Source organism: Variovorax sp. GrIS 2.14 (genome assembly GCF_046115955.1).
GTDB lineage: Bacteria > Pseudomonadota > Gammaproteobacteria > Burkholderiales > Burkholderiaceae_C > Variovorax.
Map to the genome: position 1 here is coordinate 513,919 of NZ_JBJXIA010000001.1, position 15,226 is coordinate 529,144.

Consider the following 15,226-nt stretch of genomic DNA (forward strand, 5'->3'; position numbering starts at 1 on the left):
GGTCACTTCGTGACCCGTTTTGTCGTTCAGTTTTTTGAGAAGGAGATCCCATGAAGAATGTTCGTCTCGCATCGGTGCTGCTGCCGATGGCCTTTGCCCTCACTTGCGGCGCTGCGGCCGCCAAGACACTGGTCTTCTGTTCCGAAGGCAGCCCCGAGAATTTCTACGCGGCAGTCAACACGACCGGAACCTCGTTCGACGTGACCACGCAGGTCTACAACAACGTGGTCGACTTTGAGCGCGGTGGCACCAAGGTGTTGCCCAGTCTGGCCGAGAGCTGGACCATTTCACCCGACGGCACCGAGTACACCTTCAAGCTGCGCAAGGGCGTGAAGTGGCACACGACGAGCAAGAACTTCAAGCCGACGCGCGACTTCAACGCCGACGACTTCATCTTTTCGATCGAGCGACAGTGGAAAGAGAACGACCCGTACTTCAAGGTCACGAGCCAGAACCACTCGTACTTCAACGACATGGGCATGCCCAAGCTTTTGAAGACGGTGGACCGCATCGACGACTACACCGTCAAGATCGTGCTGAACAAGGCCGAGGCGCCGTTCCTGGCCAACCTCGCGATGCCGTATGCCGGTGTGCAGTCGAAGGAATACGCGATCGCGATGCTGAAGGCCGGCACGCCTGAAAAGATCGACCAGGACCCGATCGGCACCGGCCCGTTCTACCTGGTTCAGTACCAGAAAGACGCCATCGTCCGCTTCAAGGCGTTCCCGCAATATTGGGGCGGCAAGGCGAAGATCGACGACCTGATCTTCTCGATCACGCCCGATGCGTCGGTGCGCTGGGCCAAGCTGCAAAAAGGCGAGTGCCATGTGATGCCGTACCCGAACCCGGCCGACCTCGATGCGATCCGCAAAGACCCGAACGTGCAGGTGCTCGAGCAGGCCGGCCTCAATGTCGGGTACCTCGCGTACAACACGACGAAGAAGCCTTTCGACGACGTGCGCGTGCGCAAAGCCATCAACATGGCGATCGACAAGAAGGCCATCATCGACGGCGTCTACCTGACAACCGGCGTCGCCGCCAAGAACCCGATTCCGCCGACCATGTGGTCTTACAACGATGCGGTGAAGGACGATCCCTACGATCCCGCTGCTGCCAAGAAGCTGCTGGCCGAAGCCGGTCTCGCCAACGGCTTCACGACCGACCTGTGGGCCATGCCGGTGCAGCGCCCCTACAACCCGAACGCCAAGCGCATCGCCGAGCTGATGCAGGCCGACCTTGCCAAGATCGGCGTCAAGGCCGAGATCAAGACCTTCGAATGGGGTGAGTACAGGAAGCGCATGCAGGCCGGCGAGCACCAGATGGGCATGCTCGGCTGGACGGGCGACAACGGCGATCCGGACAACTTCATGTACACGCTGCTGGGTTGCGCATCGGCGCAGTCGAACGGTTCCAACGTCGCCAAGTTCTGCTATCAGCCTTACGAAGACCTGGTGGTCAAAGCCAAGAACGTGCCCAAGCAGGCCGATCGCGACGCGCTCTACAAAAAGGCTCAGGTCATTTTCAAGGAACAAGCACCTTGGTTCACCATCGCCCACGCCGTGCAGTTGAAGCCGGTGCGCAAGGAAGTCGTCGATTTCAAGCTGAGCCCCTTCGGCCGTCACACCTTCTATGGCGTCGACATGAAGTGATGGCGCAAGCCACGGCGGAAGCGACCGCGAACGTCGGGGTGCTCTGATGCCGACGGCCATCCTGAGTGCGCTGCCCGAAGAGCAGCACGGCCTGCGCGAGCAGCTCGAAGAAGCGATGCATGTCCGGCATGCGGGCCGCGATTTCCACACCGGCCGCTGGCACGGCAAGCCGGTGGTGCTGGCGCTGTCGCGCATCGGCAAGGTCGCCGCGGCAACGACGGCGACGGCGCTGATCGAACGCTTCGGTGTTCGACGTATCGTGTTCACGGGTGTGGCCGGCGGATTGCACACAGACGTGCGTGTCGGCGACACCGTCATCGGCACAGAGTTTCTGCAGCACGACATGGATGCATCGCCACTGTTCCCGCGCCACGAGGTGCCGCTCTACGGCCGTTCGCGCTTCGCGGCCGACGAAGAGTTGGTCGACCTGCTCGCGATGGCCGCAGGCGCCGTATCGACCGGCGTGTTCGACGCCGCGACACGCGCCCGCTTCTGCCTCGACGGCATGCGCATCCACAAAGGATTGCTGGTCAGCGGCGACCGCTTCGTTTCAGGCGCGCATGAAGCGCTGACCCTGCAGCGCGACCTCCCCGAAGCCCTCGCCGTAGACATGGAAGGCGCAGCGGTAGCCCAGGTCTGCCATGACTACGCCATCCCCTTCGCCGCAGTCAGAAACATCTCCGACCGCGCCGACGACACAGCCCATGTCGACTTCCCCGCGTACCTCTCCCAAGTCGCCGGCAAGCAAGCCAGAGCCCTGATCGGCGCCCTTCTCTCCCTGCTCGACTAACGTCCCGGTATCAGTTCAGGAACACCGCAGCACGGGCTCCGCCCGGCCGCTGGTGTTGCCCCCGGTCAGGGGGTGGGAGCGGCGACACGAAGTGGGCAGCGACCTAGGGGCGAGCTCAACTCAACCAGCCCTTGCGCCCGAAGTACCACATCGGTCCCAGGGCGCTGGCGATCATGAAAGCCACGACATAGGGGTAGCTGAGCGTGGGGCCGAGCCATTCCAGTTCCGGGAACTTCATGTTCATGCCGTAGATGCTGGCCACCAGTGTCGGCGGCAGCAGCGCCACGCTCGCCACGGAAAAGATCTTGATGATCTTGTTCTGGTTGATGTTGATGAAACCGACGGTCGCATCCATCAGGAAGTTGATCTTGTCGAACAGGAACGCGGTGTGGTTGTCGAGCGACTCGATGTCGCGCAGGATCTGCCGCGCTTCTTCGAATTGCTCCGCGTTCAGCATCTTGCTGCGCATCATGAAGCTGACCGCGCGGCGCGTGTCCATCACGTTGCGCCGAATGCGGCTGTTCAGGTCTTCGTGGCGTGCGATCTCGCCAAGCACTTCGCTTGCCAGGTCGTCGGTCATCTTGCCGGCCAGCACCTGTTCGCTGACTTTCTTCAGTTCGTCGTAGATGTTTTCCAGCGTGTCGGCGGAGTATTCGGCGTCGGCGTCGAACAGTTTCAGCAGCACTTCCTTGGCGTCTTCGATCAGGCCCGGTGCGCGGCGTGCGCGCATGCGCAACAAGCGGAACACCGGCACGTCTTCGTCGTGTATCGAGAACAGCACGCCGCGGCTGCGCAACTCGCTGTTGTGCTGGTTCAGGATGAATGCGACGCGCACCGAGCGCGGGTCTTCGTCGTCGTCGATCAAAAAGTCGCTGCGAATATGCAGTTCGCCGTTGTCTTCTTCGTAGAAGCGGGCCGACTCTTCAATGTCCTCGTCCATCGCGTCTTCGGGGATGGAGAGGCCGTAATACTGTTTGATCCAGCGCTTTTCGTCGACCGACGGCGACTCGAGGTCGACCCAGATCGGCTGGAATTTCGACAGCTCTTCGAGCGACTCGATTTCTTCCTGGACGAGGCGCCCGTTGGCGAGCGTAAAGATATTGAGCATGGGCTCACTCCCGTGAATGGACTGTGCGGTTGAACGAGGGCGGGGCGCTTCCGAATCCCTCGATCGACACGCGCGTCAAACGGGAACCGAAAGCTGCCAAGACGGGTAGGTTTCCAAGGCGGAGTCTCCGGTTGCAGCAAGGCGCGAATTATGTCACCGGGCCCGTCATGTAACGGTCACGCATCTGGATGGGCATCCAGTAAAGTTGCGCCAATGCAGACCATGGCGCCGACCCTTCTCCCTCCGCATCTTTCAGCGCATGGCGCGGCACCGACCACGCAGGCAGAGCGGCTTGCCGCGGCGCTGGCGGACCTCAACGATGAACAGCGCGCAGCGGTCGAGCACGGTGTCGATGCGGCATTTGGCGACCCTGCTTGCGACGACCGACCACTGCTGGTTATCGCCGGTGCCGGCTCGGGCAAGACCAGCACGCTCGCGCACCGCGTGGCGCGGCTCATCGCGCAAGGCACCGATCCGCAGCGCATCCTGCTGCTGACGTTTTCACGTCGTGCCGCGCAAGAGATGGAGCGCCGCGCCGGCCAGGTCGTGGCACGGGTGTTCGCACTGAAGTCCGAGGTGCCGCCGGCGTTGCCTTGGGCCGGCACCTTTCACGGCATCGGCGCGCGACTGTTGCGCGAGTACGCGGCGCACATCGGACTGAACGACAACTTCACCATCCACGATCGCGGCGATGCGGAAGACCTGATGGGTTTGGTCCGGCATGAACTCGGGTTGTCGAGCAGCACCCGACGCTTTCCGCACAAGGGCACCTGCCTGTCGATCTACTCTCGCACCGTCAACACCTGTGCCCCGCTGGGCGACGTGCTGAAGCAGGCGTTTCCGTGGTGTGCCGAATGGGAGGTCGAACTCAAGCGCTTGTTCGGCGCTTATGTCGAGGCCAAGCAGCAGCAGAACGTGCTCGACTACGACGACCTGCTGTTGTACTGGGCCGGCATGGTCGCCGAGCCCACGTTGGCTGCGCAGGTCGGCGCGCGTTTCGACCACGTGCTGGTCGACGAGTACCAGGACACGAACCGCTTGCAGGCGTCGATTCTGATGGCGCTCAAGCCCGATGGCGGTGGCGTGACAGTGGTCGGCGACGACGCGCAATCGATCTATTCGTTTCGGGGCGCCACGTTGCGCAACATCCTCGACTTTCCGACGCAGTTCACGCGCCCGGCGCGCATCGTCACGCTGGAACGCAACTACCGCTCCACGCAGCCGATCCTCGACGTGTCGAACGCCGTCATCGCACAGGCGGCCGAGCGGCATGCCAAGACGCTGTGGACCGACAAGGCTTCGGCCGGCCGGCCTCAACTGGTGCTGGTGCCCGACGAAGCGCATCAAGCGCGCTGGGTGGCCGACCGCGTGCTCGCGCACCGTGAGGGCGGGCTCGCGCTCAAGTCGCAGGCGGTGCTCTTTCGCACCTCGACGCACAGTGCGGCGCTGGAGCTCGAACTGGCGCGGCGCAACATCCCGTTCGTCAAATACGGCGGCCTCAAGTTTCTCGAAGCTGCGCACGTCAAAGACCTCCTCGCGGTGCTGCGCTTCGTCGAGAACCCGCGCGGCCGGATGGCAGGCTTTCGCGTGACGCAGATGATTCCGGGCATCGGGCCGGCGACAGCAACACGCTTGCTCGATGCCATGGACGTGGCTGCCGACCCCGGCGCCGCGGTAAAGGCATTCATGCCGCCCGCTGCAGCGCAGGTCGAATGGCAACGCTTTGTCGAAACGTACACCGCCTTGCGTGAGTCGTCGCTCAGCTGGCCAGCCGATATGGAACTCGCGTTGCGCTGGTACATCCCGCACCTCGAACGGCTGCACGACGACACCTCGGGCGTGCGACGTGGCGACGTCGAACAGCTGGCGCGGCTCGCCTCCGGTTATGCCTCGCGCGAGCGATTTTTGACCGAGCTCACGCTCGATCCGCCCGAGGCGACGAGCGATCGCTCTGGGCCACCACTGCTCGACGAGGACTATCTGATCCTGTCGACCATCCACTCGGCCAAAGGCCAGGAATGGAACTCGGTTCACGTGCTCAATGTGGTCGACGGCTGCATGCCGGCCGACGTCGCTCAGGGCGCGCAGGAGCTCGAGGAAGAGCGGCGGTTGCTTTACGTTGCCATGACGCGGGCGCGCGACCATTTGCACCTGCTCGTGCCGCAGCGCTTTTATGTCACGCAGCAGGCCGTAAGGGGAGATCGCCATCTTTACGCCGGGCGCACTCGCTTCATTACCGCGGCCGACACGGCACGGTTCGAGCAGGTGACATGGCCCGCACCGCCTGCGAGGGCGCCCGCGGTGCCGCCACCCGCCGCGACCATCGATTTGCTGAGCCGGATGCGAGCGAGCTGGCGTTGATCCCCTGCCGGCGGCATGGCGATGTAACGACGACCGGGCTTTGATTTGCGGCTGAATCGAATTGCCGACCAATGCGGGCGCACACGGACTGCTATGAATTAGGTAGCGGACAAATGTGTCCCCAAAGTCACCCCAAATGTTGGGGAAAGAGAGGGATTGCAATGCCTCGGCAACGTGGGCATAGTGAATCGAACCCACCCTCTTTCTGCTTCGCGCTCCACCCCACTCCCAACAATCCTTCCGTTCTGTTCCGGTGCCATTCCGTTTCCGCCGGCCACTTTCCATCCCGGAATGCTGGCCATTTCTGCAACGTTTCCCAGGAGGTCATTCATGAATCTGACGATCAGCGGCCATCACCTCGACGTCACTCCCGCATTGCGAAGCTATGTCACGAGCAAGCTGGACCGGATCACCCGGCACTTCGACCAGGTGGTCGATGTGAAGGTGATCCTCACGGTGGAAAAGCAAAAGGAAAAGGAACGCCGGCAAAAGGCGGAGTGCAACATTCACGTCAAGGGCAGTGACTTGTTTGCCGAGTGCAGTAACGCTGATCTGTACGCCGCTGTTGATGAACTTGTCGACAAGCTCGACCGTCAGGTGGTGCGCCACAAAGACCGTCTGCAAGATCATCATCATGAAGCGCCTAAACGTGTGATGTAGTTCTCCTTTGGGTAAATCCTCTTGCATGATCGAGGGCCGCCAATCTAGCGGCCCTTTGCTTTTTTCGGGGCCAGTGCATAATCGCCCCCGCCCTGCCCCACCATGAATCGCCTCGCGTCCATCCTGCCACCCGCCCAAGTGCTCGTGAGCGTTGACGCCACCAGCAAAAAACGTGCTTTCGAAGAAGCCGGCTTGCTGTTTGAAAACCTCCACGGGTTAGGCCGAGCCCTCATCACCGACAGCCTCTTTGCCCGTGAACGGCTTGGTTCAACCGGCTTGGGTCACGGGGTCGCGATTCCGCATGGCCGCATCAAGGGACTCAAGTCGCCGATGGCGGCGGTGTTCCAGTTGGCCAATGCGATCGGCTTCGACGCACCGGACGAACAGCCGGTCGTGCTTCTCATCTTTTTGCTGGTGCCCGAAGCGGCGACGCAGAAACACCTCGAGATCCTCTCCGAAATTGCCGAGCTGTTGAGCGATGCCGCTTTGCGCGAGAAGATCAAGTCGAGCACCGACGCATCCGTCTTGCACGCACTCATCGCAGGATGGCAGTCGGCGCAGGTGGCTTGAACGCATCGGCAGCAGGACGGTCGCGCGCATGAAGCCGACCGTCATCAGCGCCGATGCGATGTTCGAGGAGTTTCGCGGCTCGCTTCGCTGGGAGTGGCTGGCGGGACTGGGAGCCTCGGAGCGCCAGTTCGACATCGAGGTCATCAGCCGCGCGCAGTCAGCGGCAGACCTGGTCGGCTACCTCAACTACATCCATCCTTACCGTGTGCAGATCCTCGGCGCCCGCGAGGTGGCCTACCTGACGCGCGGAACGCCCGAAGACTGCGCCCGCCGGATCGGCCGCATCGTGACACTGGAGCCGCCAATGCTGGTGCTGGCCGATGCCCAGAGCGCGCCGGACGAACTCCTGTCGATCTGCGAGCGCGCCCAGTTGCCGCTCTTTGCCACGCGCGAATCCTCGGCCTTCGTCATCGATCTGCTGCGCGCCTACCTGTCCAAGCATTTTGCAGAGCGCACGTCGATGCACGGCGTTTTCATGGACATCCTGGGGCTCGGCGTGATGATCACCGGCGAGTCGGGCCTCGGCAAAAGCGAGCTGGGTCTGGAGTTGATTTCCCGTGGCAATGGTCTGGTGGCCGACGACGCCGTCGATCTCTACCGGATCAACCAGAACACGCTCGAAGGCCGCTGCCCCGACGTGCTGCAGAACCTGCTTGAAGTGCGCGGCATCGGCCTGTTGGACATTCGCGCGATCTTCGGTGAGACGGCTGTGCGCCGGAAGATGCGGCTCAAGCTCATCGTGCATCTGGTGCGCCGCGACAGCTTCGAGCGCGACTACGAGCGCATGCCCTCGGCCCCGCTGACGCAAGATGTGCTGGGCATCGCGGTGCGCAAGGTCATCATCCAGGTGGTGGCAGGGCGCAACATTGCGGTACTGGTCGAGGCGGCGGTGCGCAATTCAATTTTGCAGCTGCGCGGCATCGACACCTATGCCGAATTCGTGGAGCGGCACCAAAGGGCGATGGAGTCCGGCCGGCAGGACTAGCGTCGGCTGGCGCAGTCGGCGCAAAGGCCGTACAGCGACATGGCGTGGTCTTGCAGAATCCAGCCTTTGTCGAGAGAGATCATTTGCTGGCGCCGCTCGATCTCGGCGTCGTAGAACTCCTCGACCTTGCCGCACGATGTGCAGATCAGATGGTCGTGGTGCTTGCCTTCGTTGAGCTCGTAAACGGCTTTGCCGCTTTCGAAGTGGCTGCGCTCCAGGATTCCGGCTTGTTCGAACTGGGTCAGCACGCGGTAAACCGTGGCCAGGCCGATGTCGGAGTGCTCGTTGAGCAAAATGCGAAAGACGTCTTCGGCCGTCATGTGCCGCAGGCCGCCGGTCTGGAAGATCTCGAGAATCTTCAGGCGCGGCAAGGTGGCCTTCAGGCCGGTGTTCTTGAGTTCGTCGATGTTGGCCATGGTCGTTCCTGCGTGGGCCGTGCGGAACGGGGTCCGCCGGGGGCCAGCCGCTACAATGCGCCAATCATATCGTTACCCTTTTCCCCCATGCTTGCCAATTCAAAAAGCCGCGTCTGGCTTATCGCCGGCGTCGCCGCGAGCCTCTGTCTGGGCGCTTGCACCAACCTCGGCACGCGAACGCGCGATGCGTTGAGCGCTGTCACGCCCTACAAGGTCGAGGTGGTCCAGGGCAACTTCGTCTCCAAAGAGCAGGTCGAGCAGCTGAAGCCTGGCATGTCGCGACAGCAAGTGCGCGAAGTACTCGGCACCTCGCTGCTGACCGACGTGTTCCATGCCGATCGTTGGGACTACGTCTTCACCATTCGTCGGCAGGGCGTCGACGCTCAGCAGCGCCACCTGACTGTTTACTTCAAGGGCGAGGTACTCGACCGCTTCGACGGCGACACCATGCCGAGCGAAGAAGAATTCGTGGCGGCTGTCGATGCCCGCAAGCGCAGCGGCAAGGTGCCCGTGCTCGAAGCCAGTGAAGACCAACTCAGAAAGTTCGTGCCGGACAAGAGCATCAAGCCTGACGCATCTGCCGCTTCGCTGGCGCCGCTGCCGCCGAGCTACCCGCCACTCGAATCCACCACCCGCTGATATGCGGCGTATCGCGATAGCTGGCGCCTCTGGTCGCATGGGCCGCATGCTCATCGAGGGCGTGCGCAACGCGCCTGACCTCGAACTGGCCGGCGCGCTGGATGTGCCGGGCTCCGAAGCCCTCGGCACCGACGCCGGCGCGTTTCTCGGTTTTGCGAGCGGCGTGCCGATCGTCTCTGATTTGCGCAATGGGCTCAAAGATGCCCAGGTGCTGATCGACTTCACGCGGCCTGAAGGCACCTTGGCGCACCTCGCGGTCTGCCGCGAACTCGGTGTGCAAGCGGTCATCGGCACGACAGGTTTCACCGACGCGCAAAAAGCGGAGATCGCCAAGATCGCCGAGGACATCGCGATCGTCATGGCGCCCAACATGAGCGTCGGCGTCAACGTCACCTTGAAGCTGCTCGAAATGGCGGCGAAGGCACTTTCGACCGGCTACGACATCGAGATCATCGAGGCGCACCATCGCCACAAGGTCGATGCGCCGTCCGGCACCGCGCTGAAGATGGGCGAAGTGATCGCCGACGCGCTGGGTCGCGACTTGGAGGAATGCGCCGTCTACAGCCGCGAAGGCCTGACCGGTGAGCGCGACCCGTCCACCATCGGATTTGCCAGCATCCGCGGCGGCGACATCGTCGGCGACCACACCGTGCTCTTCGCCGGCACTGGCGAGCGCATCGAGATCACCCACAAGTCGGCCAGCCGCGCCACTTACGTGCAAGGCAGCTTCCGCGCTGTGCAGTTCCTTGCGCAGCAAAAGGCTGGATTGTTCGACATGTTCGACGCGCTCGGCCTGCGCTAGAAGGCATCGGGTGAGCGTTCTCGAGCTGCTGACCCAGGGCGATGGCGTCAGCCGCGCGGTGGCGGCGCTATTGCTCGCGATGTCGGTGTCGAGCTGGGTCGTTATCCTGCTGAAAGCCTGGTTGTTGCGCAGCGGCACCCGCAGCGTGTTGCGTAGCATCGCCGCGTTCTGGCAGGCCACCACGCTGGCCGAGGCAGAGCAGAACCTCAAGTCTTTCGATCGCACGGCGCTGGTGTTGCCTGCGGTAACGGCTGTCAAAAACCTGGCTGTTGCGACTGCAACGAGCAGCACTACGCTCGGCGCGGCTGGTGATCGGTCGCAGCGGCTCACACGCGTGCTGCGCGACGCACTGCATGGTTCGCTTCGCCGACTGCAGTCGGGCCAGATCCTGCTGGCGACCGTCGGCGCCACGGCGCCCTTCGCCGGCCTGCTCGGAACCGTCTGGGGCATCTACCGGGCGCTGTCCGGTATTGCTGGGCAGACCGGTGGCTTCACGATCGACAAGGTGGCCGGTCCGGTCGGCGAGGCGCTGGTGATGACGGCTTTCGGCCTCGCGGTGGCGATCCCGGCCGTGCTGGCCTACAACGTGTTCGGTCGTGTGATCGGCCGCATCGAGGCCGAGCTCGAAGGTTTTGCGCACGACCTGCTCGGCACCTTTGGCGGCGTGGTAGCCCGGCGCGACGAAACGTTGCCGCCGGCGCGGCCGATGCCGGTCGCCTGACCCGCGGAATACGCAAATGGCCTTCGGTCGCATTTCGCTCGGAAGCAGCCACGGTGGCACTGGCGGACAACGTCCGCTCTCCGACATCAACGTGACGCCGCTGGTCGATGTCATGCTCGTGCTGTTGGTGATCTTCATCATCACCGCGCCGCTGATGGCCAGTTCGATCAAGCTCGATCTGCCGCAAACCGATGCCGGCCAGCCCAACGACACGCCCAAGTTCGTGAGCCTGTCGGTCGATGCGGCCGGCAAGGTGTTCTTGAACGACCAGGCGGTGAGCGATGACGAACTCGCGAGTCGCTTGCAAAAAGCCGCCGCCGACAGCCGCGACACCGAGGTGCAACTGCGTGCCGACCATACGGTTCCGTACGGCAAGATCGTCGAGCTCATGGGCATCGCGAACAAGGCGGGCTTGAGCCGCATCGGCTTCGTGACCGAAGCGCCAACGCAGCCCGCGCGCTGACGCGAAGCCATCGGCCTCAAGGGCCGATGGCACGCGGAGGCTCAGACGTTCAGAGCACCACCGGCTTCGTGTGCCAGATGTCGTGCGCGTACTCCGCAATGGTCCGGTCCGACGAAAACGCGCCCATGCCCGCTACGTTGAGGATCGCCATCCGCGTCCACGCATCCGCATCGCGGTACAGCGCATCGACCTTGCCTTGCGCCTCGATGTAGCTGGCGTAGTCGGCCAAGAGCAGATAGTGGTCGCCCCAGTTCACCAATGAGTCGTAGATGCCTTGGTAGCGCGAAGGCTCGCCGGGAGAGAACGCGCCGTCGCGCACCGCGTCCAGCACGCGCTGTAACTCGGGGTTGGCGCCGTAGATGTCGCGCGGCTGGTAGCCATGCAAGCGGATGTCCGCAACCTCCGGCGTGGTGTTGCCGAAGATGAAGATGTTCTCTGCGCCGAAGTTGTCGCGCATCTCGACATTGGCGCCGTCGAGCGTGCCGATGGTCAGTGCGCCGTTGAGCGCGAACTTCATGTTGCCGGTGCCCGAAGCCTCGGTGCCGGCGGTTGAAATCTGCTCTGACAAATCGGCCGCCGGCATGATGATCTCCGCCAGGCTCACGCTGTAGTTTGGCAAGAAAACGACCTTCAGCAACTTGCCGACGCGTGGGTCGTTGTTGATGACTGCTGCCACGTCGTTGATGAGCCGAATCACCATCTTGGCGACGACATAGGCCGACGCCGCCTTCCCCGCGAACACCACCACGCGCGGCACGGTGTCGATGGTTCCGCCCGCCGCGTGCGCGTCGAGGATGCGCTGGTAGCGCGTGATCACGTGCAGCACGTTGAGCAACTGGCGCTTGTATTCGTGGATGCGCTTGACCTGTACGTCGAACATTGCGTCGGTGTCGATCACCACGCCCATGTGCTGCTCGATCCAGTTGGCCAGGCGCAACTTGTTCTCGCGCTTGGCATGCCGGAACGCACGTGCGAAGGCGGGTTGTGCCGCCATCGGCTTCAACGCTTCGAGCTGCATCAGGTCGCGGCGCCAGCCCTTGCCGATGCGCTGGTCGAGCAGTGCGGCGAGCGACGGATTCGCCTGCGCCAGCCAGCGGCGCGGCGTCACGCCGTTGGTCTTGTTGTTGAAGCGTTCCGGAAAGATACGGTTGAAGTCGGCAAAAATCGATTGCTTCATCAGCTCCGAATGCAGGCCCGACACGCCGTTGATCGAGTGGCTCGTAAGCACCGCGACGTACGCCATGCGCACGCGCCGCTCGCCGGACTCGTCGACCAGCGACAAGCGGCGAAGCAGCTCGACATCGTTGCCGACCTTCTGCGTCACGGTCGCGAGAAACTTCGCGTTCATGTCATAGATGATCTGCAGATGTCGCGGAAGGATGCGGCCCATCATCTCGACCGGCCACGTTTCCAGCGCCTCGTGCATCAGCGTGTGGTTGGTGTAGCTGAAGACCTTTTGCGTGGCGGCCCAGGCCGTGTCCCAGTCGAGGTTGTGCTCGTCGAGCAGCAATCGCATCATCTCGGGCACCGCGAGCACCGGGTGCGTGTCGTTCAGGTGGATGCTGACTTTGTCGCCCAGCTGGTCGAAGGTGGTGTGGTTGCGCAGATAGCGGCGCAACAAGTCCTGCACGCTGGCGCTGCAGAAAAAGTACTCCTGATGCAGCCGCAGCTCGCGGCCCGACGTTGTCGAGTCATCGGGGTACAGCACGCGAGAAACGTTTTCCGACTGGTTCTTGCTCTCTACCGCGACCATGTAGTTGCCCTTGTTGAAGGCAGACAGGTCGATCTCTTCGGTAGCGCGCGCTGACCACAGGCGCAGCGTGTTGGTTGCTTGCGTTCCGTAGCCCGGAATGATGGTGTCGTAGGCCACGGCCAGCACGTCGTGCGTGTCGACCCAGTCGGCAGCGCCGTAGGGCGCGTTGTTGCCCTCACGCTTTTGCACATGGCCGCCGAAGCGCACGCGGTAGTTGACCTCGGGCCGCTGGAACTCCCACGGGTTGCCGCGTGTGAGCCAGTAGTCGGGCGTCTCCACTTGCTGGCCATCGACGATGCGCTGGCGGAACATGCCGTATTCGTAGCGAATGCCGTAGCCCATGCCGGGAACGCCGAGCGTCGCCATCGAGTCGAGAAAACACGCGGCCAGGCGGCCGAGGCCACCGTTGCCGAGCGCCGCATCGGGCTCGCGTTCGGCCAGCGCCGACATGTCGACGCCGAAGTCGGCCAGCGCCTCGCGCACGGTGTCGTAGAGGTCGACCGCCAGCAGTGCGTTTGTGAACGTGCGCCCGATCAAAAACTCCATCGAGAGGTAGTACACGCGCTTCACGTCTTGCTGGTACTGCGCACGGGTGGTGGTCATCCAGCGTTCGACCAGTTGGTCTCGCACGGCCAGCGCGGTGGCGTTGAGCCAGTCGTCCTGGCTGGCCGCGACTGGGTCTTTGCCGACCGCGTAGATCAGTTTGTTCGCAACGGCGCGTTTGAAAGCGGCGACGTCACGATCGGGATGGTCGTATTCGAAAGTTTTGATAGGTGTCGCTGCGGTCGTGGGCGTCGTTGTGGTCATAAAGTGTTCGCAGATGTTGTGAGGGGGGCTTGGAAGCCGTCAGGCGATGGCCTGTTGATAGACCGCGATGTATTGCGCGGCGGCGGTTGCCCAGTCGACCGGGCGGCGCATGGCGGTGGCACGCACCCGTTTCCAATCGGTCGGACGCCGGTACAGGGCGAAGGCGCGACGCATGGCACGCGCGTAGTCGCCGGGCTCGAAGCGGTCGAAGACAAAGCCGGTGGCCTCGCCGTCCGCCATGTCCTCGAGTGTGGTGTCGACCACTGTATCGGCCAATCCGCCAACGCGGCGCACAAGCGGCAGGCAACCATACTTGAGTCCGTACATCTGCGTGAGGCCGCAGGGTTCGAAAAGCGAGGGCACCAGCGTCACGTCGCCGGCGCCGAAGAGCTGGTGTGCCAACGACTCGTTGTACCCGATGGTCACGCTCACCGACTGCGGCATGGCGACAGCGCGATGGCGAAACGCCTCTTCGAGCCAGGCGTCACCGCCGCCGAGGAGCGCCAGCTGGCCGCCCTGTTCGAGCAGCGCATCGAGACCGCTCAGCACGAGGTGCAGTCCTTTTTGTTCTGTCAGTCGGCTGACCACGATGAAGAGCGGGGCATCGGGCAATTCGGAAAGGCCGAGCTGTCGCTGCAGTGCTGCTTTGCTGAGCGCCTTTCCGGCCATGCGCCGAGCTTCAAAGCGGTAGGCCAGCAGTGTGTCGTTGGCCGGGTTCCAGACCTGGTCGTCGACCGCGTTGAGGATGCCGGTGAGCACGCCGTTGCGCGCACGCAGCAAGCCGTCGAGGCCGAAGCCTTGTTCGGACGTCTGGATCTCGCGGGCATAGGTCGGGCTCACGGTGGTGAGGCGGTCGGCGTAGTACAGCCCGCTTTTCATGAAGGACAGCTGGCCGTGGTATTCGAGCCCATTCATCTGGAACGCCGGCCCTGGCAGTCCAAGGTCGGCAAAGTGCCACGGCGCGAACACACCCTGGTAAGCCAGGTTGTGCACGGTGTAGACGCTGCCGACGCGCGGTCCGGCTGGCCGCTGGGCAAAGGCCAGGTACGCGGGTACCAGGCCGGCGTGCCAATCATGGGCGTGCACCACCTGCGGCTGCCAGGCCGTATCGAGCCCTTGGGCCAATTGCGCGCCGGCCCAGCCGAGCAACGCGAAACGGCGGTGGTTGTCGTCGTAGGGCTGGCGATCGGCGTTTTCGTAAGGGTTGCCCGGCCGGTCGTACAGCGCCGGCGCATCGATCACGTAGGCGGGAACATCGGGTGCGCCGGTTGTTTGAATGCGGCCGAGCAGCAAGCGGCTGGTGTCGCCCCACGGCGCCCGCAGTTCGGCAACGGGCACCAGGTCGACAACGCCTGCAAGGATGGCCGGAAAGCCAGGCAGCAACACGCGCACCTCCTGCCCGGCGGCTGCGAGCGCGATCGGCAGCGCACCCGCCACGTCGGCCAGGCCACCGGTCTTGAGGAGGGGGAAAAGTTCGGCGCTGACCTGGAGAATTCGCATCT

At 63.4% G+C, this 15,226-nt stretch carries 14 protein-coding genes; 10 read left to right on the forward strand and 4 right to left on the reverse strand.

Annotated elements, in window-relative coordinates:
* Positions 1-50 precede the first annotated feature (50 nt).
* The gene (locus RCH10_RS02430; protein ID WP_409051123.1) at positions 51-1,649 is read left to right on the forward strand and encodes an ABC transporter substrate-binding protein; all 1,599 of its coding nucleotides are present in this window, start codon (positions 51-53) and stop codon (positions 1,647-1,649) included.
* Positions 1,650-1,695: 46 nt separating this feature from the next.
* Positions 1,696-2,439 carry a 5'-methylthioadenosine/adenosylhomocysteine nucleosidase gene (locus tag RCH10_RS02435; protein WP_409051124.1) on the forward strand — a complete coding sequence of 248 codons (744 nt, stop codon included), beginning with the start codon at positions 1,696-1,698 and terminating at the stop codon, positions 2,437-2,439.
* Positions 2,440-2,554: 115 nt separating this feature from the next.
* On the opposite strand, the gene corA is transcribed toward RCH10_RS02435, so the two are convergent.
* Positions 2,555-3,547, reverse strand: a complete 993-nt coding sequence (corA, locus tag RCH10_RS02440; protein WP_323497838.1) for a magnesium/cobalt transporter CorA — start codon at positions 3,545-3,547, stop codon at positions 2,555-2,557.
* 213 nt (positions 3,548-3,760) lie between these two features.
* Here corA and RCH10_RS02445 point away from each other — a divergent pair, with 213 nt between their 5' ends.
* The 4 genes from RCH10_RS02445 (at position 3,761) to hprK (ending at position 8,123) form a co-directional block, all read left to right on the forward strand.
* Positions 3,761-5,908, forward strand: a complete 2,148-nt coding sequence (locus RCH10_RS02445; RefSeq protein WP_409051125.1) for an ATP-dependent helicase — start codon at positions 3,761-3,763, stop codon at positions 5,906-5,908.
* A gap of 330 nt (positions 5,909-6,238) precedes the next feature.
* Positions 6,239-6,568: a ribosome hibernation-promoting factor, HPF/YfiA family gene (gene hpf / locus RCH10_RS02450; RefSeq protein ID WP_187053451.1), complete on the forward strand. Its 330-nt coding sequence runs from the start codon at positions 6,239-6,241 to the stop codon at positions 6,566-6,568.
* A gap of 102 nt (positions 6,569-6,670) precedes the next feature.
* Positions 6,671-7,138: a PTS sugar transporter subunit IIA gene (locus RCH10_RS02455; RefSeq protein ID WP_187053450.1), complete on the forward strand. Its 468-nt coding sequence runs from the start codon at positions 6,671-6,673 to the stop codon at positions 7,136-7,138.
* 28 nt (positions 7,139-7,166) lie between these two features.
* The gene (gene hprK, locus RCH10_RS02460; protein ID WP_409051126.1) at positions 7,167-8,123 is read left to right on the forward strand and encodes an HPr(Ser) kinase/phosphatase; all 957 of its coding nucleotides are present in this window, start codon (positions 7,167-7,169) and stop codon (positions 8,121-8,123) included.
* Here hprK and fur read toward each other — a convergent pair.
* Positions 8,120-8,539 (reverse strand): ferric iron uptake transcriptional regulator, encoded by a 420-nt coding sequence (fur, locus tag RCH10_RS02465; protein ID WP_187053448.1) that lies wholly within the window; start codon positions 8,537-8,539, stop codon positions 8,120-8,122. The genes hprK and fur overlap by 4 nt on opposite strands.
* 87 nt (positions 8,540-8,626) lie before the next feature.
* On the opposite strand from fur, the gene RCH10_RS02470 reads away from it, so the two are divergent.
* The 4 genes from RCH10_RS02470 to RCH10_RS02485 are packed head-to-tail and all read left to right on the forward strand — an operon-like array spanning position 8,627 to position 11,164.
* Positions 8,627-9,178, forward strand: a complete 552-nt coding sequence (locus RCH10_RS02470) for an outer membrane protein assembly factor BamE (protein ID WP_409051127.1) — start codon at positions 8,627-8,629, stop codon at positions 9,176-9,178.
* 1 nt (position 9,179) lies between these two features.
* Positions 9,180-9,980: a 4-hydroxy-tetrahydrodipicolinate reductase gene (gene dapB / locus RCH10_RS02475; protein WP_409051128.1), complete on the forward strand. Its 801-nt coding sequence runs from the start codon at positions 9,180-9,182 to the stop codon at positions 9,978-9,980.
* 10 nt (positions 9,981-9,990) lie between these two features.
* Positions 9,991-10,701, forward strand: coding sequence for a MotA/TolQ/ExbB proton channel family protein (locus RCH10_RS02480; protein ID WP_409051129.1), 711 nt, complete (start codon positions 9,991-9,993; stop codon positions 10,699-10,701).
* Between the two features lie 16 nt (positions 10,702-10,717).
* Complete coding sequence (locus RCH10_RS02485) at positions 10,718-11,164, forward strand: ExbD/TolR family protein (RefSeq protein ID WP_409051130.1); 447 nt, start codon at positions 10,718-10,720, stop codon at positions 11,162-11,164.
* Between the two features lie 49 nt (positions 11,165-11,213).
* On the opposite strand, the gene RCH10_RS02490 is transcribed toward RCH10_RS02485, so the two are convergent.
* Together RCH10_RS02490 and glgA are read right to left on the reverse strand one after the other, a co-directional pair.
* Complete coding sequence (locus tag RCH10_RS02490) at positions 11,214-13,724, reverse strand: glycogen/starch/alpha-glucan phosphorylase (RefSeq protein ID WP_409051131.1); 2,511 nt, start codon at positions 13,722-13,724, stop codon at positions 11,214-11,216.
* Positions 13,725-13,763: 39 nt separating this feature from the next.
* Entirely contained in the window at positions 13,764-15,224 is a 1,461-nt protein-coding gene (gene glgA, locus RCH10_RS02495) for a glycogen synthase GlgA (RefSeq protein ID WP_409051132.1), read from the reverse strand.
* Positions 15,225-15,226: the final 2 nt, after the last annotated feature.